The sequence below is a fragment of the Nitrosomonas communis genome, assembly GCF_001007935.1.
Taxonomy (GTDB): domain Bacteria; phylum Pseudomonadota; class Gammaproteobacteria; order Burkholderiales; family Nitrosomonadaceae; genus Nitrosomonas; species Nitrosomonas communis.
Genome location: NZ_CP011451.1, coordinates 1,007,972 through 1,030,802 on the forward strand (window position 1 = coordinate 1,007,972; position 22,831 = coordinate 1,030,802).

At 42.1% G+C, this 22,831-nt stretch carries 17 protein-coding genes; 7 read left to right on the plus strand and 10 right to left on the minus strand.

Going from position 1 to position 22,831, the window contains the following annotated elements; all coding sequences use genetic code 11:
- Positions 1–52 precede the first annotated feature (52 nt).
- Positions 53–349 carry a DUF1840 domain-containing protein gene (locus AAW31_RS04425; RefSeq protein ID WP_046849322.1) on the minus strand — a complete coding sequence of 99 codons (297 nt, stop codon included), beginning with the start codon at positions 347–349 and terminating at the stop codon, positions 53–55.
- Positions 350–1,173: 824 nt separating this feature from the next.
- Here AAW31_RS04425 and AAW31_RS04430 point away from each other — a divergent pair.
- The 3 genes from AAW31_RS04430 to AAW31_RS22550 all read left to right on the plus strand — a co-directional run bounded on the left by AAW31_RS04430 (position 1,174) and on the right by AAW31_RS22550 (position 3,268).
- Positions 1,174–1,458 (plus strand): high-potential iron-sulfur protein, encoded by a 285-nt coding sequence (locus AAW31_RS04430; RefSeq protein ID WP_046849323.1) that lies wholly within the window; start codon positions 1,174–1,176, stop codon positions 1,456–1,458.
- A gap of 251 nt (positions 1,459–1,709) precedes the next feature.
- Positions 1,710–1,877, plus strand: a complete 168-nt coding sequence (locus AAW31_RS19540) for a DUF1328 domain-containing protein (RefSeq protein WP_046849324.1) — start codon at positions 1,710–1,712, stop codon at positions 1,875–1,877.
- 272 nt (positions 1,878–2,149) lie between these two features.
- Positions 2,150–3,268, plus strand: a complete 1,119-nt coding sequence (locus AAW31_RS22550; RefSeq protein ID WP_144412844.1) for a BON domain-containing protein — start codon at positions 2,150–2,152, stop codon at positions 3,266–3,268.
- Positions 3,269–3,336: 68 nt separating this feature from the next.
- Here the strand turns inward: AAW31_RS22550 and AAW31_RS04450 are convergent, their stop codons facing one another.
- The 6 genes from AAW31_RS04450 to AAW31_RS21735 form a co-directional block, all read right to left on the minus strand.
- A complete protein-coding gene (locus tag AAW31_RS04450) occupies positions 3,337–6,051 on the minus strand; it encodes an AAA family ATPase (protein WP_046849325.1) in 2,715 nt (904 codons plus the stop codon).
- Between the two features lie 9 nt (positions 6,052–6,060).
- On the minus strand, positions 6,061–7,227 hold the full coding sequence (locus AAW31_RS04455; RefSeq protein ID WP_046849326.1) for a metallophosphoesterase family protein: 1,167 nt from the start codon (positions 7,225–7,227) through the stop codon (positions 6,061–6,063).
- 177 nt (positions 7,228–7,404) lie between these two features.
- Positions 7,405–8,736 (minus strand): IS110 family RNA-guided transposase, encoded by a 1,332-nt coding sequence (locus tag AAW31_RS04460; RefSeq protein ID WP_046848944.1) that lies wholly within the window; start codon positions 8,734–8,736, stop codon positions 7,405–7,407.
- Positions 8,737–9,428: 692 nt separating this feature from the next.
- Positions 9,429–10,916: a glycerol kinase GlpK gene (gene glpK / locus AAW31_RS04465; RefSeq protein WP_046849327.1), complete on the minus strand. Its 1,488-nt coding sequence runs from the start codon at positions 10,914–10,916 to the stop codon at positions 9,429–9,431.
- Between the two features lie 1,137 nt (positions 10,917–12,053).
- Complete coding sequence (locus tag AAW31_RS21730) at positions 12,054–12,413, minus strand: hypothetical protein (protein ID WP_046849328.1); 360 nt, start codon at positions 12,411–12,413, stop codon at positions 12,054–12,056.
- Positions 12,371–12,574, minus strand: coding sequence for a helix-turn-helix domain-containing protein (locus tag AAW31_RS21735; RefSeq protein ID WP_200899656.1), 204 nt, complete (start codon positions 12,572–12,574; stop codon positions 12,371–12,373). Before AAW31_RS21735 ends, AAW31_RS21730 begins: the two co-directional genes overlap by 43 nt.
- 769 nt (positions 12,575–13,343) lie before the next feature.
- Between AAW31_RS21735 and AAW31_RS04475 the strand changes: the two genes are divergently transcribed.
- Entirely contained in the window at positions 13,344–13,991 is a 648-nt protein-coding gene (locus tag AAW31_RS04475) for an OmpA family protein (protein ID WP_052752073.1), read from the plus strand.
- 764 nt (positions 13,992–14,755) lie between these two features.
- Here the strand turns inward: AAW31_RS04475 and AAW31_RS04480 are convergent.
- Positions 14,756–16,311, minus strand: a protein-coding gene (locus AAW31_RS04480; protein ID WP_144412845.1) for an IS3 family transposase whose coding sequence is annotated in 2 segments (ribosomal slippage) — positions 14,756–15,852 and positions 15,852–16,311 — 1,557 coding nt in all. Because the reading frame shifts where the segments join, the coding sequence is not laid out codon by codon here.
- Positions 16,312–17,027: 716 nt separating this feature from the next.
- On the opposite strand from AAW31_RS04480, the gene AAW31_RS04490 reads away from it, so the two are divergent.
- Complete coding sequence (locus tag AAW31_RS04490) at positions 17,028–17,597, plus strand: DUF4112 domain-containing protein (protein ID WP_082110338.1); 570 nt, start codon at positions 17,028–17,030, stop codon at positions 17,595–17,597.
- A gap of 279 nt (positions 17,598–17,876) precedes the next feature.
- On the opposite strand, the gene AAW31_RS19550 is transcribed toward AAW31_RS04490, so the two are convergent.
- The gene (locus tag AAW31_RS19550; RefSeq protein WP_046849330.1) at positions 17,877–18,044 is read right to left on the minus strand and encodes a DUF1328 domain-containing protein; all 168 of its coding nucleotides are present in this window, start codon (positions 18,042–18,044) and stop codon (positions 17,877–17,879) included.
- A gap of 774 nt (positions 18,045–18,818) precedes the next feature.
- Between AAW31_RS19550 and AAW31_RS04500 the strand changes: the two genes are divergently transcribed.
- On the plus strand, positions 18,819–19,097 hold the full coding sequence (locus AAW31_RS04500) for a hypothetical protein (protein ID WP_046849331.1): 279 nt from the start codon (positions 18,819–18,821) through the stop codon (positions 19,095–19,097).
- 196 nt (positions 19,098–19,293) lie between these two features.
- Here AAW31_RS04500 and recQ read toward each other — a convergent pair whose 3' ends face one another.
- Positions 19,294–21,138 carry a DNA helicase RecQ gene (recQ, locus tag AAW31_RS04505; RefSeq protein ID WP_046849332.1) on the minus strand — a complete coding sequence of 615 codons (1,845 nt, stop codon included), beginning with the start codon at positions 21,136–21,138 and terminating at the stop codon, positions 19,294–19,296.
- A 929-nt stretch (positions 21,139–22,067) separates the two neighbouring features.
- Between recQ and AAW31_RS20430 the strand changes: the two genes are divergently transcribed.
- Positions 22,068–22,265, plus strand: coding sequence for a hypothetical protein (locus tag AAW31_RS20430; RefSeq protein WP_144412846.1), 198 nt, complete (start codon positions 22,068–22,070; stop codon positions 22,263–22,265).
- Positions 22,266–22,831 lie beyond the last annotated feature (566 nt).

Consider the following 22,831-nt stretch of genomic DNA (forward strand, 5'->3'; position numbering starts at 1 on the left):
CATTAATTATAACAAAATCATTATCACTATCAGATAATGAAGATATAAAGATTTATTTCCACATTACGTTAGACTCAGCTTTTGCTGCGGCAGTAAGTAGATCAATCAATGGCAATGCTCTATCAGCTAGATTCACAACCCGCTCATCTTCATCCTGGTCTTCAACTTGTGGTGAAGCCTTTTCTGCGTCAATAGCAGCTTTTAATCGATTTAGCGCCTCAGGAACATCTTCTGCCAAAATAGCACCGGGAACAGTTTTGCTATGACCCATCATTTCGAGCATGGTAAAGGCAATATCACCAAACATAGTTATGTCGGCATAAGCATCAGTTGAAAATGTTACAAGCATACATTTCTCCTCAAATAAATTAAGATTGCACGACAAGACGTATTCGTCTTCTGGCCTGATCCCAGATTCCCTAGTAATAAGTTTTAGTCAATGCAAACCGTCCAAGGTTTTTCTAGAAACTTAATAATTTGGGCCGAGTTATAATACCTGATACTTTTTGTTGCGCAGCAATATGTATTTTCAACTCTGCCGTTGGGATATAACCAATCGGCTCCAGCAATCAATAGTGACTGAACCAATTCAACAGTACCGATCTATCGCCGTGTACCCAGGTGTTGCGTCACCAGTGCCAATTATGGTGGTATGCAACCTGCTTCTACGAGCCGATTATAAGGTTAAACATCTCCATCTCTTACGCCACTTGCAGCGTTACACTAGCATCATCCATAGCTGGTTAAGTCGCAATACAAAAAACGGTCGATTAGCCCGATCGGCTGGTAACTAAGAAGACAACTAGCTACTTTTAATCTTCCTAGCCGAAGAATACAAATTGTATACAAATGCATTATTGCTCCTCTATTTGTTATCTCTTAACATCATTACTAAATAAAGCTGAATCAGTTTTGAAAATTATGGATATACATAGATGGGAGAGCAGATATTGGCGATTCTATTTTGTAGATCACGTTCACGTAGTGTTGTGTTATTGTTGCTTTTATATTTATAGATAACATGCGAACTGACGCGTTGAGCTTAGATTAACAGCAAAGCTATCTGAAATTCCTCGCTTAATCCGAAAACGTTGCCGTTGCGTTGTATTGCAAGGAGCAAGATCTTATCAATATTAGCTGTTGAATTAAATAAAACAAATCTGAGGAGAGACTATGAAGTATGATCAAAAGAAGTTCTCCCGTCGTCAGGTAATAAAGATTATAGCGTTTGGTGCCACTCTTCCTTTAATGGGCACTTTAATTGATAAAGCAGAAGCAGCAAAAGCAGCGAAAGAGTTAATGAAGTATCAAGATAAGCCGAATGGGAATGAGAAATGCAGTAATTGCATACAGTTCATTCCAGGTAAAACACCTGAGGCTGATGGCGAATGTAAAGTAGTAGAAGGCAGTATCAGTCCTCAAGGTTGGTGTACTGCTTACTCACCAGAATCAAAATAGATTACCCATTTTTCGATTTCTCGCTTACCTATGAGGAATAGCAAGAAGAGCACTATCACTATTTAATAAATGCTCATTTTCTATAAATTACCTTAGGTATGAGATTTTTTTCTTATCCGGTGATTAATTTGGTGAGTTCTATTTTTATCAACGAATTATACCGCTACATTTTGAATCATCATCCAATATGATCATATATTTAATTATATGTTGCTACATCTAATTTGGAACTAAAAGTAAGGAGAATTACCATGTTAAACCTCGCAGTTGTTTTTTTAGTTATCGCAATAATTGCAGCTATTTTAGGGGCGACCGGGGTAATGGGGATGGCGATGGATATGGCCTGGATTTTGTTTGTAGTTGGAATTGTTCTTGCCATCATCTTCTGGTTAATAGGAAGACGTCCACCACCCGTCTAACTTTATTATGTAGAAATTTAGTGCTTATCAGCTTCCTCACATAATCAATTTAGAGATAGGTTATATTCGTCATATGTAGTGCAGTTCAATTTATTTTTCGAAGGTCTTATATCTAAGTTAATAGTGAGAAACTGTGCTTGGCACTCTCACTCCTGTCATAGTTTGATCAAAATTTAAATGTGCTGAATTTAATTTGCGAGATTCTTTTCTCTACCATCTTATTTATTACACATTTGAGTATTGAGTGCTTATACAGGAGCGATATATATTTTTTGGAAACAAATTATCAACTTAAGGAAGAAGCTATGAAATTAACGCATGAGTATAGGTTAGCTATTTCAACTAAAAAACTTTCTATGATCATTAGCTTATTTGCAATCCTAGGATTGGCTAGTTGTCAAAAAGAAGGCTCAACAGAAAAAACTGGAAAAGAGATAGATCGTTCAGCTGAGCATACTGAACAAAAGGTTGAGCAGGGAACAGAAAAAACAGAAAGTAAACTTGAGGAGATAAAGGAAACGATAGTTGAGAAAACTGAAGAAAGTGCTCAGTACCTCGATGATTCGTTTATTACCATGAAAGTTAAGGCAGCCATTTTAAATGACTCCCTGCTTAAGGTAACTGATATTAAAGTGACTACGGTTGATGGCCTAGTACAGCTGAGCGGTACAGTGGACTCCCAGCAAAGCATCGACAGAGCGATTGAGGTAGCTCAAAGTCAGGATGGCGTGAAATCTGTGCAAAGCACCCTTATTGTATATGTACCTGAGAATACTGAGCAGAAGATTGAGCAGGGAACAGAAGAAACAAACAGTAAACTTGAGGAGGTAAAAGAGACAATAGTCGAGAAAACTGAAAAAGGTGCTCAGTACCTCGATGATTCATTTATTACCATGAAAGTTAAGGCCGCTATTTTAAATGACTCCCTGCTTAAGGTAACTGATATTAAAGTGACTACGGTTGATGGCGTAGTACAGCTGAGCGGTACAGTGGATTCCCAGCAAAGTATCGACAGAGCTATCGAGGTTACCCAAAATCAGGACGGCGTGAAATCAGTGGAAAGCGACCTTATTGTATATATACCAGATAGTGCCGAACAAAAGGTTGAGCAAACAACAAAAGAAACAGAAAGTAAACTTGAGGAGAAAACTGAAGAAGGCGCTCAATATTCTGATGATTCGGTTATTACTATGAAAGTTAAGACGGCCATTTTAGATGACCCCATGCTTAAGATAGCTGATATTAAAGTGACTACGGTTGATGGCATAGTACAGCTGAGCGGTACAGTGGATTCCCAGCAAATTATTGACAGAGCTATCGAGGTTGCCCAAAGTCAGGACGGCGTGAAATCAGTGGAAAGCGACCTTATTGTAGATGCACCCAATGACTGAATTATTACTTGCAAAAAGTGGGTATGATTTAGTAATCACTATTTGATGGAATCAATATAATTATTCAACTACGTTGAGGAGCATTCATCTAGCCGAGTTAATTGAGCACCCAAACCGGCATAGTCAGCCGGATTGCAGCTCAGTATGATGACTTGCAATCCGCGTTCAGCAGCTAAATCCAGCATACGCTGAAGTGTTCTGACACGCTCCGGATCAGAATAAGCAAAGGCATCATCAAACACAATCGGTAACTTGCCATCGTGGTCAGCAGCCAAAAGTTCGGCCATGGCTAAGCGAACTGCAGCAGCGACTTGTTCTCGGGTACCACCACTGAGACTATCGAAAGATAGAGAAACAGTATCACTTGGTCGAATAACCTGAATGTCACGGAATTTACCCTCATCCATGGTGATCGAAACCTTGGTTCCGGCGCCATATAATCCTTGTAGATAAGCTGAAATTTTGTCTGCAAGGGGTTGACTGAATCGATCAGAAAGTTGTTTTTGCTGTTGCTGAAACAATTGATGCAGCAGTTTGATAGCTTCGGCCTTACGTTTGACATGTGTAAATTGCTCGCGCGCATTTTGCAATCGTGCATGTGCCATAGACCAGGCTGCCTGGGGATCTTCAGAACCATCCAGACGTAATGCAGCCTGACTAACAGCACGTTGCATGATAGCTGCTTGCCGGCTTTGTTCCTGCATGGCTAATGCGCGTTCGATACGCATTTGGTCTCGCTCAAGTTGCTCCGGTTGCAAAGTTTCCAGAGCTTGGCAGGTTTGCTCCAGACGTACTTTGGTTTGTTGTTTAGCGTATTGGGTCTGTTGCAACAGTTTTGCACGATGGGCATCATCACCATACATTTCCAACGCTAAATTCAGTCTGACTTGTTTCTCGGTAATCTGCTGGTCATTTGTCGTAAGATCGCTAATGCCTGTCTGAAAGTCCAACTCAGCTTGGTGAAATTGTTTTGCCAGTATGTCATGCTCTGCTTTTGTTTCGAATTCTTCCGTATCAGCCTGTTGTAGTTTATACCGCAGGTTATCAAAATAATCAGCAGCCTCCGACCGCGTTGCCGGCGCAATATATTCAGGCAGCTGTTCGGCGCGTCGGTTTATTTCGGCCGTTACCTTGCTCAGCTTATCTTTAATATGGATATAGTCCTCGTTCAGCTTGCCATCATCCAATATTTTCAGGGCACTCTGGAGAGTTGAAATTTTTTGTTCGATCTGATTACGTTTAGCTATTATGGTCGCAGCCTGCTCAAGGGATTCAATTGCGTAGCTATCTAATGTGCTGTTCAATTGTTTTTGTAGGGTTTGTACTTGCTGCCGTGTGGTTTCCAGACTTCCCCCACCCCCTGGTTGTATGCGTAGATGAGTTAAATTATCAAGCCAGATGTCAGTGGGTGCATTGAGATGGAAGCTGTTACCAGATTTTGCTTCTTCTTCGCCCACGCGGATCACATGCTCAGACGCAATCACTTCGATACCGACTGCCATCGCTTTTAACGCCGCCTGTGCTCCACTTAATTGCTCTTGAATTTCACGCATGGACTGCAAAGCGTTTTCATTGATTGGAGATAATTTGTTCAATGCTTCTTTATATCGCTCGATTTCATTTTGTTGCTGCTGTACTTTCTGGTGTTTTGTAGATAGTGTATCGGAATGATCTTGGAATTCGAATCGAGCCACCCAAAGCTGAGCCAAGTCATGCTGTTGTCGTATAGCGCGAGCTTTCTGGATAGTCAATTGATATTTTTCTGATGCTTGGGTAACTCGCTGCTTAAGTTCGGCAAGTGCTAGTTGCAATCGGTTTGATTTATCCCGCTTGGGCGCTAATTCAGCAGTACGTTGATTGAGCTCACCTCTTAAGTCCAGAATTGTCTGGTTAGCTTGCTGCAATTCCTTCTCCTGCTGCTCCTCACGAGTATAGGTATCAATTTGCTGATTTTTTAGACTTTGTAATTGCTTGACTTGCTCGATGTTACTATCAATCTTTTTTTTCTGCTGTCCTAATTGACTTAATTCAGCATCAGCTTCAGCAATGGTTTGTTCCGAACTTTCAAAATCCAAGGTTGCTTGCTCAAGCCGTTGCATACGCTCTTTACACATGCGTTCTTTTTCTTCTGCTTCGATACATGCTTTTTCGGCTTCATTCGCCTCCGAGCCCGCTCTGAATTTGCCATTTTGCGTAAAAACTTGCTCGTATTGGCGTGCAAAATAGGCAGCTACACGGGAATCTCGATCAGACTGCATGATAGCTGCGCTACTTCCATTCTGCAGACGTTGCAAGATAGCATGGTGTTCTGAAGCTGCATCCCGGGTGGGATCATTGCCGCTTTTCCCTTGCCAGACCCACAAATGAGCCCATTGCTGCATGATACGTTCGGTTAATCCACGCCCACCGCCCTTATCATCCACTTTGAGAAGTCTGTTCAGTTCGGATTCTGCCTCTTCACCATGCCAGACATTTCCGCCAACCTCGACAAGCTGGGTAATTCCACTTTGTCCGCTGAATCGTTTGTTGACTCTGAAGGTCTTTCCGGCGACTGAGAATTCAATATCCACTTCTGGATGACCCGCATGATGAAGCGACATCATGCTTTTTTGCGTATCGCCAGTGACACGGGCTTTAAGAAACAATCCGCGGTGTATGGCCTCAATTAAAGTGCTTTTGCCAGATTCATTAACACCACCAATCAATGACCGATGTTCATCAAACCGGACTGTGGTCTCACGATGTATTCGATAATTACGAACGGTTGCAGAAATCAATTTCATGAACAAAGCTCATGGAGCTGCCGAGTGCAGCATTCTCAGTGCCAAGGACGCGATGACGGCTGTCTCACTATCTGCCTGATTATTTTGAGCGAGTAGTTGCTGTGCAACGCTTGAGATTAATGGATCTGAAATGCTGTGCATTAGCTGGTCGAGTTCATCCTCTGATGGAGCAATAGATACATTGTTCTTTAGTTTCAGCCGCAAAAGCCGAGCCTCAAGGGATTCGATTAATGCATCAAGCCGGGAGGTTGCGGCAATTCCTAGAGAACCAGCCAGGGTCAGCTTTAATAAATCTTCATTGACGCGCTGGCTAAGAAGATCGTTCATTTGCCTGGCAAATTGCTCGATACTGTCGTCGTTGCTGAATTCAAAAGTGGCTTCCTGCCAGTTTAAGTGGCCAGTAGCAACAACCTTTACAATCGGGTTTTCTCCTCGTTTGCTTTGAACGATAAGCGTTTGGCCCGGTTGATTTTCTTCACTTTTAGGAAAACGATCAACTTCCGGTGTACCAGAATACCAGGCTTTCAATCCAACCTGCTTGGTCCCGTGCCAGTCGCCAAGGGCAATGTAATCAATTTCATCCATAGGTAAGCGATCAATATCGATACGATTTGAGGATAAAATAGTGGTTTCCTCATCATCGCCTTCACTTTGAAATACCTGAGTACTGCCATGTGCCATGACGATACGGGCTTTATTTGATAGAGCTGCCCGGAATACTTCTGAGTCACGCAACCATGCCGATGGATCATCTGCATGTGATCGATTTTTTAATGGACATGGATAAATTACGGCATAATCCAGTTCCAGCGCTTTATTCCCCAAGAGAATGTGTAAATTGGGAGCTAGTGCTGATTGTTCTCTTAAAAAAAATGCCTGTTCCCAAATACTACCCGCACCTGCATGGTCATGATTGCCCGGAATCACGATCACGGGCACTTCCATCTGGCCAATAGCGCTACAAGCGGCAGCCACCGTGGACTTATCAGGTGTATTAGAATCAAAGAGATCCCCCGCCACTAAAACAAAACTAGCTTGATATTCTTTCACAAGATCGCTAATGCGTTTGAGGACATCTAATCGAGTCCGTTGGGCTAAAGATCGTTTATGCTGATCACTAATATTGCCAAAAGGTTTACCTAGCTGCCAGTCTGCCGTGTGTATAAAACAAGTCATTACTGCTTTTCCTTATACAAATTTTATCTTTCCTTTATTAATTTTGGCGTAGTTGGAAATGTTAACCTTTATCTGTTAGCCAGAATAATCTTTACCTTGAGGTATTTCCTATTTTAGGTAGATATACAATTCACACTTTCAAGAAACAAATGTAACACAATGATTTTACAGCAAATATTAAGTAGCCTCAGGAACAGGGGTAAGATTAAACCCCAGCTTCCGAGCGCGAACAGTCAGATGATGCAACACGCGTTGACGATATCGCTCCTCATAGTACTCCTGCCCTTTATCGACGTACTCGGTTCCTTTCGTTAGCATCGTGTAGATCAAGCGCGCCAGTTTGTGTGCTGTCGCTGTGATTGCCTTTGCCTTGTCGAGTCTGCCACATAATCTTCTGTAATAGGCACCCAGTGCAGACTGGCTGGATTTCAATGAAACTGCCGCCATGCGCAGTGCCTGAGCCGCACGGTTCGCTGTGCGCTTGCTTGCCCCCGATAGCACTTTTCCGCCCGATATCTTTGTTCCAGGACACAACCCAAGCCACGAGGCAAACTGCTTCGCACTCTTGAACCTGCTCATGTCAGCGCCCACTTCACTCAGGACTTTCATCGCAGTCGTCACTTCGATGCCGTCAATTCGCGTCAAATCAACCCCACACATGCCAATCAGATGGGCACGCAAATCAAATTTGGGAGCGTTCTTGACATTGGAGCGGCGCTTCTTCTGGCAGATCTCTACCTTGTGCACCTGAAGTGCCGCCAGCATGGTTTCAAGCTGCCGGTCACATTCGGTGAGTCGTTCGCTGTAGGCGTCATAGAGTGACATCGCTTGCTTGAGTGCAAACAGGTGTTCTTCCCGCCAATTCCCGATTAACGATTTCTCAATCTCGTCTTTGCCAGCCCGGATGCGATTGCTCTTGAGATTCGCCAGGATGTGCCCATCTCTCTCACCAGTAATGATGGCACGAACGATCTTTTGACCGGTTTCGCCCACAATATCCGAAATCACGTTCGCCAATTGTATGTTCATTTGCGCCAGAGCCTTTTGCATATGTTGCACATGTCGCGCCTGATAACGGATCAGCATATCGCGTTGACGAGATATGGCTCGTAGTGCACATATCTCATCTTTCGGACGGAATGCGCCAGACAACAACCCAAAGCTCATCAGTTGCTGTAACCATTGGCAGTCCAGTACATCCGACTTCCGGCCAGAAACATTTCTGACGTGCCGCGCATTTACTAGATACACAGTCAGCCCGCGCGACTCCAAAAGTTCATACAGTGGAATCCAGTATACCCCCGTCGATTCCATTGCCACAGTGTCAATTTCACAGGCCTCTAACCAGTCCGCTAAACCATTCAGGTCTGCGGTGAAACTCTTGAATTCCCTTACCGGCTTGTTATCTCGATCCGGCGGTACCGCCACAAAATGGCTCGCAGAGCCAATATCAATCCCCGCTGCATTCGGATGGATTAACTCCAATTTACTTCGCTTGAACTTTGCCATGACATCCTCCATTATCTCTATTGGAATGTCGCGCTGGTTCAGGTACGTCGTTGTACTCACTCTTTCAAACGGGATGTCCGTTGCCACGGACTCACCAATGTCGCCGACGTGACCCATGACCACGCTAAAAAACGGGCGGATTAGCACCAGTGATGTGTCGGTCTTCTCCAGCGCGACATTCCAACTTTATTCCTCAAGCTCTGACGCCGCTTGTTTCTTCTGCGCGCCTTGCCGCCTCTAGCGGATTACTACGCTAAAAAGATTAATTCAATATGTGTCAGCGCTGATTCTTCGCTTTAATTTCCCGGCTTTATGGACACAGCCCGGCTAGCTGCGAGTTTTGCCCGTATTATTGCTTCGGATTCTGGTTGCGGAGGCGTTGAGTGGGGTCTCTATAATGAATCGTTTGCTCATGGTATATTTCGAAGAGGAAAAATTGCAAATAACAGAAAATATACCACCGAAGCGTACATATTTTCGCAGCAATTGTGGAATAAAAATTAGAGCTAGCCCTATCAAGTAAGGTATTTATTGCGATTTTTCGTTGTAGTTGTATCTAATTCCGTTTATTTTGTTTAAGTCTGTTAATCGAAAATAGCGCTTCATATTGAAGTATGCCAAATTCTGTGGTGAGAAATAGACAGACGTATATGGGCCCCGCTTTTTGTGAAGCGATCGATTGCGCCACCATATTAATCCCTTCCCCACGGATTACACCCCCTTACTACCCTACTCCAATTGAACATGCTCTGCGCTGCTTCATCACGCGAAATCATCGGCTCGAAGATGCGATCGGTCTGCCAATGCTCGGCGATTTCTTCGATGCTATTCCATATACCTGCAGTCAATCCCGCAAGATATGCAGTACCAAGCGCAGTGGTTTCGATAATGCGTGGACGTACGACGGGGACGCCAAGTAAATCGGCTTGATGCTGCATAAGTAAATTATTCACCGCTGCCCCGCCATCAACGCGCAATTCTTTGATCGGAAGTGCGGCGTCCTTTTGCATTGCGAGTAATAATTCAGCGGACTGATAACCGATGGCTTCGAGTGCAGCGCGTGCGATATGTGCGTGGGTAGTACCACGCGTTAAACCAAAAATCGCACCACGTGCGTGCGGGTCCCAATGTGGCGAGCCAAGGCCCGTGAATGCGGGCACAAAATACACACCACCGCTATCAGGTACCGATGTTGCAAGCGTTTCGATTTCTGCCGAATTTTTGATAATACTGAGACTATCGCGCAACCATTGAATGACAGCACCACAGATAAACACACTGCCTTCAAGTGCAAACACCGGTTGCTTATCAAGTTGTGCCGCGCTTGTTGTGAGCAAACCATGCTGCGATTCGCAGGCATGTTCACCTGTTTGCATAAGCATGAAGCAGCCTGTGCCGTAAGTATTTTTCACCATGCCAGGCGCATGACATGCCTGCCCAAACAATGCGGCCTGCTGATCGCCCGCGACGCTTCCAATCAAAATTGATGCACCGAATAAATCGGGTGCGGTGTAACCATAATCAGCGCTCGAAGCATAAACCTGTGGCAATACTTGTGCAGGAATATTAAACACATCGAGCAATTCATCGTCCCAGCGATTGCGATGAATATCGAACAGCAGTGTGCGCGATGCATTCGTGACATCAGTGACGTGCATTTTACCGCGCGTCAAATTCCACAGCAGCCACGTATCGACTGTGCCGAAAGCAAGCTCACCATTTTCCGCGCGCTTGCGTGTGCCCTCATAATGATCAAGCAACCATGCGAGCTTAGTTGCAGAAAAGTACGGATCAAGCAGCAACCCCGTGCGCTTGCGAAATAATTGCCCATGCTGTGATTTTAATTGCGCACAGAAATCCGCCGTGCGGCGATCCTGCCAGACAATAGCATTGCCGATTGGCTCACCAGTATGCCGATCCCACAATAATGTCGTCTCGCGCTGATTCGTAATGCCAATTGCTGTGACATCGCGCGCAGTGATACCTGCTTTGACAAGTGCCTGCTGCGCTACCGCTAGCTGGCTTTGCCAAATATTTTGCGGATCGTGCTCGACCCAGCCCGGCTGCGGATACAGCTGCCGATATTCCTGCTGCGCAATAGCGTGAATGCGCACGTCATCATCGAACACGATCGCACGCGAACTCGTAGTGCCCTGATCCATCGCCAGTATATAGTGCATATGTGCCTCTCTTTTTATATCAACTTCTTTTTATTTAAGCACATCTTTATCAATTAGTAGTGGCTTAGTGCGCGCTCGCGATTGGGTACACCATAACTGCACTCACCACTTTCATCAATTTTTTCCACTTGCGCCAAGCACTACAAGCCTACGGCAAAGATTGGCAAAATATCATCGGAATCGATTCTCATGCGTAGAATTCTTTTGAATGTTTTTCTAACACTGAATTTTGAGCGAACAGAACGCTTCATTGGCAAGATGAGTTGAAGTGTGCCGTCAAATAGACAAAATAAGATAACAGGAATTAAAGGTGACTGGCTAATTCCATATCCCAATCAAAATTGACGGGGAGGCGAGCCGCAAACAGTATGAATAATACGTCAAGGTGAAGCCGACAAAGTCACTTTTGATTTAAAAATGGAATAGCTTAACTGGAAACTGCAAGCAAATACTAAAAAGGCCGCGTATCGGTAATTGATATGCGACCTATTTTTTAGCATTTCGAACAGCTAGAACATGAATGCTTTCTTCCAAATGAGTATTTACTTTATCGAAAGTTTATGAGAATTTATTCTGTTCATTCATTAAATAAGCTGAGAGATCGTTTTTGTTCATCTAGTGCCATTTTTCTATGGATGGCTGCTTGTTTCATATTTTCTTTGATAGAATTTTCTAAATATCGGATATTAGCGGTGGTATGGGACTGAAGGTTTTGTCCTTTTCGTCCATAATATAATAGTAACTATGTTCTTCATATTCTGCGAGCAGTTTCTTCTTAGCCCGCAGTTTCAATTTCATCTCATTAGCCATATCTTCATAATGTTTAGCTACAGCATTTGATTATTAGGGTCTATGGAATGTAATTCAGCGCTATCTTCATTATTCCGAGTGTTCGCTATCGGGCTTATTTGCGCGCATCTAGACAAGAGAATAAGCGCCAATCCACTTACCAACAAAATATTCGTTTTCATCATAGCACTTCCATTAACCAACTTTAGCTTCACTTATTTACTTCTTAATAGACTTCTACAAAATATTCCGTAAGCATCCCAATTATAACAACTCCACTCTTTATACGTTCTTTACACGATACATTCTTATGGCAACTTATCCCTTGATTACTGTATCCTGCTTTAATCAAAAAACTATCATAGTTAATAATACATCTAATAATATAGCAGATCCCATATAAAATGATTTAAATTTCATAAGCGGCAAAGAGCTGCTCGATGGAACAACCTTCCCTTTTTCTGATGGCTTTGGCCTGGGCCCATTTGGGTTCAATGCCATTAAAGTCTGGAGAATAAGACGGTAGTATTCAAGCGTATGCCCGGCATTGGCAAAGGCGATTTGGATATCCTGTCGCTTGTGGAACATCGCCTTGTCTATGACGATCACGCAAGTGCTGACTCCCAGCCGTTTGATGCGCTCGTACTGATACGCGTCCGGATAACCTATGACGTCCTGCGAACATCTCCATGTCGATCCTGGTTGCATTGCAGGTTTGTTGCGGGTTGTCTTGGGGGATCAGGAGTATTGATCCAACGCATCACGCTGGCCACACCTACGCAAAAACGCTTGGCCACTTGCGCAATTGAGAGGTTCTCCTTTTCACGAACGGATAATACTTTACGGCGAAATAATATCGGATAGGTCATCTGTAAATTATAATCAATTTATAGGAGACATGCTATATTATGTTTTTTTAATGCATTAACCTTATTTAGCAATTAGAAAAATTCCTTAAAATAAAGAATGACGAATCAATACACTAAAAATAAGCAACAAATTAGAATTTATTTGTATCATATTTGGTTACAAATAATTACGCAGAGCTTTCAGCTTAAAATTTTTAATTAAATGAATGAGGAGAAAGGTTGTATTTGAATAGCTTCATAAGCTTGAAACAATACTTATCTCAATAATCGTAATTTATGTAAGTATTTCTTTAGCGCCTAATCATAAATACGGACACGCAGCACACTGATTTGTCTAAATAATCAACTATTTAAAGTTACATAATATTCAAAAAGCAAATTATGTCGAGGTCTGTTATAGCTAAATTTTTGTTTGATTCAAACCAAATGCCTCAATCTCCATCTAAATAAGCATAAATGAAGCTTTAAAGCTTTCTTTAAATAACAAAATATGAAACATGAATTATTACTTGAGTATAACGATGACATTAATTTGAAAGAGGTATTTCAAGAGATGGTTTTTAGTAAATACTTATTATAGAGAAGCGAAAGAAAGATTTTGAACTCGGACATGGAATGGATGACTGCTTAGAAGCCGAGTTGGGAATAACGAACAATTATCGATCTTGATTTGAATAAGCTGCAAGATGCATTAAATTGTTCTGAATAACATTGCCGTTCTGAGGTACCAGAACTTGTACATTCTATAACATTCGAGGTATTAGAAACTATGAATCTATCACAATTTCGTCCGTTTACCGAATTATTCATCTGCACGTCTCTGCTGTCGTGGGCATGCTTAACTACAGCGCTTGCGCAAGAAACTCAAGCCCCGCTCGAGATCCAAAAGAAGCGGCTAGAGCTCGATAGGCAGCAGCTCGAGTTGGATAAGAAACAACTAGATAAACAGCAGCTCGAGCTGGATAAGAAACAGCTCGAGTTGCAACGCAAACAACTGCAAATCGAAGAAACCGACCGCAAGGAACTTCAGCTAAAGGAAACCGAAAAAGCCGTCAACATGAAACTTGAAGGCGACGTAGTTTTTGATTTCGGTAAAGCCCAGATTAATTCCAAGGCGGAGCAGATTCTCGACAAAGTGGGGACAGTGATCTCGCAGTTCCCCGAGGGCAAAATACTCATTGAAGGACACACCGATTCCAGAGGCTCGCAAAAAGCAAACCTTGAGCTTTCAAATCGGCGCGCCCAGGCAGTGAAAGACTGGCTCGTTAGAAATAAGGGTATTGACGAATCAAGCATTACAACCTACGGCTACGGTGAAACTAAGCCCATTGCGCCGAACACCAATCCCGACGGCAGCGACAATTCACAGGGTCGCCAGCAGAATAGGCGCGTTGAGATCACAGTCGAAAAGAATTGATCGAAATTTATATTGGTGCTGAACTACAAGGAAATACCAAATTTTAGGGCATTGACCAGAAAAATACTGCTACCACAGAAGCAAGCCAGCGCAAAACATTGCTGCTGTTTCAGCACAGAATAATCTGAGTGAATTCGATCTGTTCAACGAGAAACTGGCAGCAGGTTGGGAGCGTATCATTGGTTCACTGATAGCTCTCATCCTGGCCTTGGTTACCAGCGTAGAGGAATTTGAGATTTCCAAAAAGGCATAGTCAAGCCGATTGAATCAATCAACACTCACAATTAAGCAATACGCTCATCCAAGGACACGATTGATCAGGATATTGATGGAAACCTACCTGTTCACAATCAATAGCAAAGCGAGTGGGAGATTGGGCATTTATTTAGAGTATGGCCAGTTTCATAAAATCGGTGATGCTCTCATCACCATTTGGCGGTAATTACTCTGATGAAGTAACGTACCTGAAGTTATTCTGCAGCAACCCCAGCAAACAGCCGATCAAGCACAATGGTGGCGCTTCCTTCCACTCATAGGCAGCAGAAACCCAAATGAAATGATATTCCAATAAAGATTATGAAAAAAGAATCAAGCCAGCCAGGAAAATATGATGATCCTAAAAATAAAAAACCTCTGGACTGCAAACTGATCCAATTTTATTACAGACCTGCCTATATTAATTATCTATCAAGAAAGTAGCTACAGAAGAAAAACAAGAACAAGTAACGGTAGGTGTCAACATACTTTTCGCCTGAATACATTATTTAAGCAACCTTTTCCATCGTGGTTTTTGGTTGCGTATTACCGGGATTAAGCCTGACTGTTGATTCGTGTGACCAGTTTCGGGTTTCGCCTGACCAACGTTCCGGATGCTTCTTTTTCGCTTCCTCATAGAGACGTTTTCGCTGTTCAAGAAGAGTCACATCATCACCATGATGGCGCTGTGTTGGTGTCACATATTTTATGCCGCCATGGCGATGACAGTGGTTATACCAGTCAACAAAATGCAGCACCCATTGGCGTGCCTCGTCAAGACTTTCAAAAGGTTTGGATGGATAAGCAGGTGTATATTTCAAAGTTTTGAATAATGCCTCTGAATACGGATTATCGTTACTCACCGAAGGGCGGCTGAATGATGGAACAACACCCAGCTTCTGCATTGTTACCAGCATGGTGGCCCCTTTCATCGGGCTGCCATTATCTGAATGTAATACCACCTTCTGGTGGATGGGTAATACTTCAGTCAACCGGGTTTTTCGCAAAACATCAGCAGCTCGTTCCGATGATTCATTCTCATAGACTTCCCAGCCTACAATTTTACGACTATAGATATCCATGAACAGATACAGGTAAAAGAATACGCCTTTGAGCGTACTGGCCAGATAGGTAATGTCCCATGACCACACCTGATTGGGTCCATCTGCCATATAGGTTGTCGGTTTCTTTGTCGTGTCTGGATTGGCCGTACGGCCTCGGCGATGCAATTGGCCAGCATTACGTAAAATGCGGTAGAAACTGCTTTCTGACGCCAGATAAATAGCTTTGTCTGCTAGGGCAGGGACAATCTGTTTAGGTGTCTGGCTGCAGAATTCTTTACTGTTACAAACGTCGAGGATATGCTTTCTTTCCTGCTCACTGAGTTTATTGGCAGGCGTTTTCTCGACTATCTGCCGACGATCTTCCAGGCCAATGTGATGCCAGTATTGCAGCGTGCGGCTGCTGATGCCGATCACCTCACAGGCCAATCGTTGCCGTACACCTTGATTCACTGCTTCTGTTATTAATTGTATGGCCATCTGACGATCCTGCGCGCAGATCAATCTTCCTCGCTCACCCCCCAGATGGCTTCGCACTTTTTTGACAGCACCAGCAGCGCGGCTGTTTCTGCCAGTGCTTTTTCTTTGCGTCTGAGTTCAGCTTCCAGACGCTTTATCTGCTTCCGCTCTTCCTGACGATAGCGATTCTTTTCTTTCTCAGCCTGGGCATGGCGTTGATACCCTGACAGTGCTGCCGTTTTCCATTGATCAATCTGTTCTGAGTACAAGCCTTTACTGCGGCAATATTCACTCAGTTGTGCGCTATTCAAACCAGCTGTTTCTATTACAACCGCCAGCTTATCTTCTGCTGTCCAGTCATCTGCTTTACTGTTATCTCCCGGCACTGCGATCCCCCTATTCCTGTATTCTTTTCTCCATTTATACAGCGTAACATCAGATACGCCTGTTTCTTTACACAATTGGGGAACAGATACCGCATTGGGTGGCATCATCTTCTTGATGACTGATTCCTTAAATTCTTTTGAATAACTCTTTTGCTTCATGTCCTCTCACTTCGCCCTTCAAGTTTTTAGGTTTCAACTGCGGTGAAAGGTATCCTGACACATAGGGGTAACCCAAATAAAACAAGAATTAGACACAAAGCGTCTGTTGAAATTTTTTCATAAAAACAAAGAATACTGCAATCTTCAGAAGAACTGTATTTTTTAAAGTTGATATTAACCAGTTCAACTAAGCTATGCAAATAATAGCTGGCAAAAAGCCGAATTAAGTAAGCATAAGTATCTAAAAACATGCAATCATAACTTATGTTCGGTAACGAACAGACATATTTTCAACGATAAATTATCTTTCTTATTGGTTTCGCTCCATATCAAAAGAGGGAGTATTCAATGAAAAGCTTAAATTTATTTTTGCTAGTCATATTGGGTATAGGGTTGAGTGGATGCTTATCCATTCATTCGGAGACTCGCGAACCACAAACACCAAGTGAAAAGGAAAAGGTCATTGTCGTACCTGACACGACCGACAAAGAAATCAAGGTAGTACCAGAAAAATCATACTAAAGAAGAAGCTTATCAAACATATAGTTTTGCAAATTGTGTCTATTGGTTTTACTGAAAAGAAAGTATATCTTAACTTGCAGGAACTATTTACCACAAACTTTTTTCCGGCATTCTAATGATTAGCCAGCCGCACTACCTATCGGACAGTAATTCACACGGCCCGGCGGTAGAAATTAAATAATAAAGGAGTAAACATGCCTAAAAACATCGATATTGGACCGGGCGATCATGAACCTTCTGTAGAACCCAGTTTTTCCCATTACCAAAATACTCCACCTTCTCAAAAGCATGTTTCAAGACAGAGAGAACAATTAAAAAATAAATTAAATAGACTAGCTTGGCTGATGGATAACTCTTTCCGTATTCCAGGAACGCAGCTACGTTTTGGCATTGATGGATTGATAGGATTATTTCCGGGACTTGGTGATGCGCTTGGTGCATTGATTTCAAGCCATATTATATCCCAGGCAGCTCAAATGGGAGTCCCAAAATCTATTCTTCTGAAAATGGCGTTCAATGTCGCAATAGATGCTCTTTTGGGCATATTTCCTGTGATAGGAGATATGTCAGACTTTATTTGGAAAGCTAATTATAGAAACGTTAAATTGCTGAATGATTACGTAGAAGAACCTCAAAAAACTAAAACTTACAGCCGATTTTTTGTTGGAATAATAGGTTTATTAGTGATTGGCGTAGTAGTTTTGATTGGAGCATTTGGGTTTCTGTTAATGCGCTGGCTGTGGTATTCGGTACAAGGAAATTAAGTTAATTGCATATAGGGTAATTAACGTACAATGGATAAGCTATGCTCCATCATAAACAGAGTTATTTTTAATCAGTAAACCTGTGTAGAAGAAACAATTCTGCGGCAGAGCAAATAACCCACATCTCTACACAACTACACTAATTGAGGTTGGAAGAAAAACTGAAGCCCAGAAAACATTTCACTAAATTTATCTTAGAAGTTCAATTAGTTATTGATAGCTAAGTTTCATAAGGTTCAATAAAACTTAGCTATCTTCTGTAGCCAACAATACTGGCTATTAGACGGGGGGCGGACGTCTGCCCATTACATAGAAAACTATTGCGATAATAAGACCAACTACAAATAAAATCCATGCTATATGCGCAGACGTTCCAGCAACTCCGGTCAAACCTAGTACGCCAGCAATAATAGCGATAATTAGAAATATAACCGCCCAATTAAACATGATTTATTCCTCCTTATTCAATGACATCTGCAATATAAAATAGAAAATTTTTGTTGCAGAAGAATTAAAAGACTGAACAAAACTTAAAGGAACATTATTTCAATCAAAGCGAAACTTAAAGAATTTAATGTTCTATAAGTTTCTTTCCTCAAAAATCGATTTAGAATTTATCAATCGAAGTTTTATTGTTATGTTCCTTTAAATTTACAAATAAGTCGGTGCGATAGCGAACATTGTAGTTATTTATAGCATTTGAGTTGAGGGTTAATCACTCGCCACAGTTGGAATTTTTCCCAACTGGAAAGAGGTCATGTACTTGATCTTTTTTTTTTGAACTTTATGTTGCCGCCTTGTTTACATCCTACATCCGAAAATTCGGTTTTATCCCAATTTAGCGGGATGAATTTTCACATTTCACATTCCACCACGAACTGGATAAGGGCATGCCTTAAAACATTGACAAGCCTTTTATGAATTTGCCCGGTAGTTTGGGGTTGATGCTTGCGCCATCGAATATTAATACCCTTTTCCAAATCAAAAATGACGCGAAGGCAAGCTGCAGACAGTATCAATAATATGGCAAGGTGAAGCCGACAAAGTCAGATTTGATGTAGAAATGGAATAATATGGTACCCGCTTACTGTCTGGCTGTTCAAACAACCCCTAGCTGCACCAAACCGTAGACTACCATGATAATGGTAATGTGTGCCCAGCGATGAAGTGTTTGAATAGTGTGTAATTTATTCACATTGAAAATTATATCTAAACATTTATATGTATTCGTTAGAAGATTTACTGAATATTATTCAATGGCTCGCCATGGTTACTACTATCACGGCAACATGGTATGTAGCTGCAGAAAGGAAAGATAATCGTAATTGGGGATTTTGGCTCTTTCTACTAAGCAACTTGCTATGGTTTATCTGGGCTATTCCCAATAGAGCCTGGGCATTAGCTACAATGCAAGTAATTTTAGCAGGAATGAATATCAGAGGAGTTAAGAAATCAGAGCTAAAACAAGCCAAAAAATCCAAAAAGGTAAATGCTAAATAACGCGCGACCTTATACCTTGTCTACACTTTATTCCATTTCTAAATCAAGCCTGACTTTGTCGGCTTTTCACTTTGCCGTATTATTGATACTGTCTGCAGCTCGCCTCCGCGTCAATTTTGATTTAAAAATGAAATTAAGACTGATCTCTCCGTCTAGGCAAAAGTTAGAGCTCGCTGTAATTCATCATTCCATAAAATTAGCGAATCCCATCACACATCGCTTCCTCCACTACCTTCAGGAATTGATTACCATAGCGCGCTAACTTGGCTTGACCTACCCCACTGATACACCCCAGTTCAGTAAGATTACCCGGGCGTTGATGGAAAATTTCAAGCAAGGTACTATCATGAAAGATAACATAAGGCGGCACCCCTTGCTCACGAGCAAGCTGCATGCGCATGGCTTTGAGTGCTTGCCAAAGCGGATCTTCATTAGCAGCAGCAAAAGCTTCACGTGTGCGTGATGCACGCTCGGCATGGCTCGTAGTATGTTTGATAGTCTCCCGGTCTTGGCGCAACCATACTTTCTTCTCACCCCGAAGTATCGGGCGCGCTTCTTCCGTTAAATTAAGCCCACCATAAGCTTCCATCTCCACCTGTAGCAAGCCACCTGCCACGATTTGCCGGAAAACGCTACTCCATTGTTGCTGTGTTAATGCTTTGCCAATACCAAAAGTACTAAGTTGCTGGTGGCTGAACCTTTCTACTTGAGGTGTCATTTTGCCGCGCAGTACATCAATCAGATGGCCAGCACCAAAGCGTTGCCCAGTGCGATAGACGCAGGAAAGAGCCATGCGCACCGCCTCGGTTGCATCCCAAGTATCTGCCGGGCGGAGGCAATTATCACACTGTCCACAATTGCCGGGATGTACTTCACCAAAATAACGCAGAACAGTCTGATGGCGGCAAGCAGTGGATTCACAAAAGCCCAGGAGTGCATCCAGCTTTTGCCGTTCAATACGCTTGCGGTCTTCGGAGGCATCTCCAGAATTGAGCATCTGCCGCATAGCGACGACATCACCTAAACTATAAATCATCCATGCAGTTGCGGGCAAACCATCCCGACCGGCACGGCCAGTTTCCTGATAATAACTCTCCATGCTTTTAGGTAAATCCAGGTGAACCACAAAGCGCACGTTAGGCTTATCTATCCCCATGCCAAAAGCTACGGTTGCCACCATGATCACCCCTTCCTCACGTAGAAATCTGCGTTGATATTGGTTACGCGTTGCATTATCAAGACCTGCATGATAAGGCAATGCTTTCCAGCCGCGCGCTTGCAGCCATATTGCTGTTTCCTCTACCTTTTTACGCGACAAGCAATACACAATACCCGCATCGTTGGCGTGCTCAGCTTCTAAAAAGGCTTGCAATTGCTGACGTGGATTGCTCTTGATGGCAACCCGATAACAAATATTTGGCCGGTCAAAACTAGCAATAAACTGTCGGGCATTTTCTAATGCCAAGCGTTCAATAATCTCTGCACGTGTTGGGGCATCAGCAGTAGCTGTCAATGCGATGCGCGGCACACTTGGAAAACGCTGATGTAAGACTATCAACTCACGATACTCTGGACGGAAATCATGACCCCATTGCGAGACGCAATGGGCCTCATCAATAGCAAATAATGCCAAGCTCTCACGCGCCTGTAAGCGCTCTAACAGATTCAGGAAACCCTCTGTTAACAGGCGCTCAGGTGCGACATATAGCAACTTGAGTTCGCCATTCATCAAACGGCTGGACACTTCCCTTGCTGCTCTAGCATCCAGACTGGAATTTAAAAACTCGGCTTGCACATCAAGCTGTTTAAGGGTCTCAACCTGATCCTGCATCAATGCGATTAATGGTGAAACGACAATAGTTACCCCTTGCCGAAGTAAAGCGGGAATCTGATAGCACAGGGATTTACCTCCGCCGGTTGGCATCAATACTAGCGCATCTCCTCCTGAAGAAACATGCTCGACAATCTTTTGCTGCTCGCCCCGAAAATCCGAGTAACCGAATACCTCACTAAGAATTTGCTCTGCGGAAGGACTGGACATTATTAAACTAGATAACTTATAAACTTATTTCTGGCACTTTATTGTAAACCCATTAGGATGTCAGCTTGCGTAAATATTTATGGTAGGGTATTAGGAAATTAAGCAGTTACAAAAGTGTCAGCTTGCTGAGATGAAATTTAAAAATATGTGTTGATTCTAGAATCAGAGAAGCAAAATTTGGGTAGTTTTTCGCCGAATTTTAACGCGACCAATACAATCTCATTGACCAGTATTTCTGTCCGATCTGCCAATACCATTTACCTTAAGGTGCGACAGTAAATTAAATTGATCATTGACGATCTCAATATTCGAGCATTTACGTAAAGTCTACTCAAAAAGTATTTCTTGTAATTTCGTTTAAAATTTATTGTCCATAATATATTGTTTTATAAAGAATATTATTTATAACAGTATGCGATTTAATAAAAATAGATCAAATTGAGGTGAGCTTGAGTTCAAATCAAGTGCAAGGGTTTCTGCATAATTTATTCAAAAATCTTGTACTTAAAAATTGATTTTCACGATATTTTCACGTAAAAACAATTTATTACACTTCCCGAGTAAGCTCTAAATGTCCGGTAACACGATAAATGAAACCCTACCATGATTAGTCATGACTTCACTTAGACACGCTCTCCTCGTCGCCGATGCCGTTTTAGCGATAACTCCGACAGCGCCGATCTCACCACGGCTTAAACCCTTTACTCATCATAAGGAAATCAGATTGCCTTTGCTGCTTTTCTGGTTCCGAACTCACGTTCACGTTAAACAACAACTAACAATATTGAAATATTGGACTCAAATTTATGCTGGTTTACTACATCTCCTATATAAATTATTTGTTAATATTATGTGAACTTTTTGTAAAGAATTTCTTCTAAAAATTCAGAAAAACATTATTAATAAATTAATTTATTGGAGAGTTATAAATGAAAACGAATCAAGTTAGCAGAAACACAGTAATAAGCCTTAGTCTTGTTTTACTTAGTGTTCTAGCTTCAATCGGTTTGATTTTATTTGTGGATGTACCTACAGGCGCATTATTTTTTCTGGGATATTGGATAATTGCTGCAATTAGTAGCACTTTTAAAAACAAAAGATATTCTTCTCCTAGAGTTGTAGCTTAAGTTACCTTAAACTCTGACAAGACCAATATTAACTTTAGTATTGGTCTTTAAATACATACAAAATTATAAATTAAAGTTTTATCTCGGTTTATCTCAGCATTAATTTGGCACCGTAAAAATGTCAACAGAACCTAGTCTCAAACGAAAAAAGACATTTCATCTGCTTAATTATAATAAATGAACCCAGAGTTTATTAATACTGCTCTAACTCCACCCGTAAAATAGCAGAATTACCTTTTTGCTTAGTTTTACAAATTGTGTCAGAAAGATTCAAAGTCGGAAAAAAAGTCTACTAAACTAGTTGCCAACCAAACCATCCACGGTGGTACTAAAATTTTTATAGAGCCTTGTATGAACGACCTCAAATTTTTTGGATTTCCTGTCGCAGTCAATACCAGATCTGATATTTTCCATAACAAAGGAAGAGTTACTGCTATTAGCAATATCAATACAATCTCTAACATTAATTGCATTAATGACCTCCTTTCTATCTGTTGTTAAATATTGTCATATACAAAATAAAGAAATTACTCATAAAACACGACAACATAAAGAGACAGATAACT

What these genes read in the sequence shown, in the direction of transcription:
- AAW31_RS19540 (WP_046849324.1), top strand. Translation starts at nt 1,710, where the DNA reads ATGTTAAACCTCGCAGTTGTTTTTTTAGTTATCGCAATAATTGCAGCT.
- AAW31_RS04490 (WP_082110338.1), top strand. Translation starts at nt 17,028, where the DNA reads ATGCCTAAAAACATCGATATTGGACCGGGCGATCATGAACCTTCTGTA.
- AAW31_RS19550 (WP_046849330.1), bottom strand. Translation starts at nt 18,044, where the DNA reads ATGTTTAATTGGGCGGTTATATTTCTAATTATCGCTATTATTGCTGGC.
- AAW31_RS04500 (WP_046849331.1), top strand. Translation starts at nt 18,819, where the DNA reads ATGTATTCGTTAGAAGATTTACTGAATATTATTCAATGGCTCGCCATG.
- AAW31_RS04455 (WP_046849326.1), bottom strand. Translation starts at nt 7,227, where the DNA reads ATGACTTGTTTTATACACACGGCAGACTGGCAGCTAGGTAAACCTTTT.
- AAW31_RS21735 (WP_200899656.1), bottom strand. Translation starts at nt 12,574, where the DNA reads ATGACCTATCCGATATTATTTCGCCGTAAAGTATTATCCGTTCGTGAA.
- AAW31_RS04425 (WP_046849322.1), bottom strand. Translation starts at nt 349, where the DNA reads ATGCTTGTAACATTTTCAACTGATGCTTATGCCGACATAACTATGTTT.
- AAW31_RS04450 (WP_046849325.1), bottom strand. Translation starts at nt 6,051, where the DNA reads ATGAAATTGATTTCTGCAACCGTTCGTAATTATCGAATACATCGTGAG.
- AAW31_RS04475 (WP_052752073.1), top strand. Translation starts at nt 13,344, where the DNA reads ATGAATCTATCACAATTTCGTCCGTTTACCGAATTATTCATCTGCACG.
- AAW31_RS04460 (WP_046848944.1), bottom strand. Translation starts at nt 8,736, where the DNA reads ATGGCAAAGTTCAAGCGAAGTAAATTGGAGTTAATCCATCCGAATGCA.
- AAW31_RS20430 (WP_144412846.1), top strand. Translation starts at nt 22,068, where the DNA reads ATGAAAACGAATCAAGTTAGCAGAAACACAGTAATAAGCCTTAGTCTT.
- recQ (WP_046849332.1), bottom strand. Translation starts at nt 21,138, where the DNA reads ATGTCCAGTCCTTCCGCAGAGCAAATTCTTAGTGAGGTATTCGGTTAC.
- glpK (WP_046849327.1), bottom strand. Translation starts at nt 10,916, where the DNA reads ATGCACTATATACTGGCGATGGATCAGGGCACTACGAGTTCGCGTGCG.
- AAW31_RS04430 (WP_046849323.1), top strand. Translation starts at nt 1,174, where the DNA reads ATGAAGTATGATCAAAAGAAGTTCTCCCGTCGTCAGGTAATAAAGATT.
- AAW31_RS21730 (WP_046849328.1), bottom strand. Translation starts at nt 12,413, where the DNA reads ATGCAACCAGGATCGACATGGAGATGTTCGCAGGACGTCATAGGTTAT.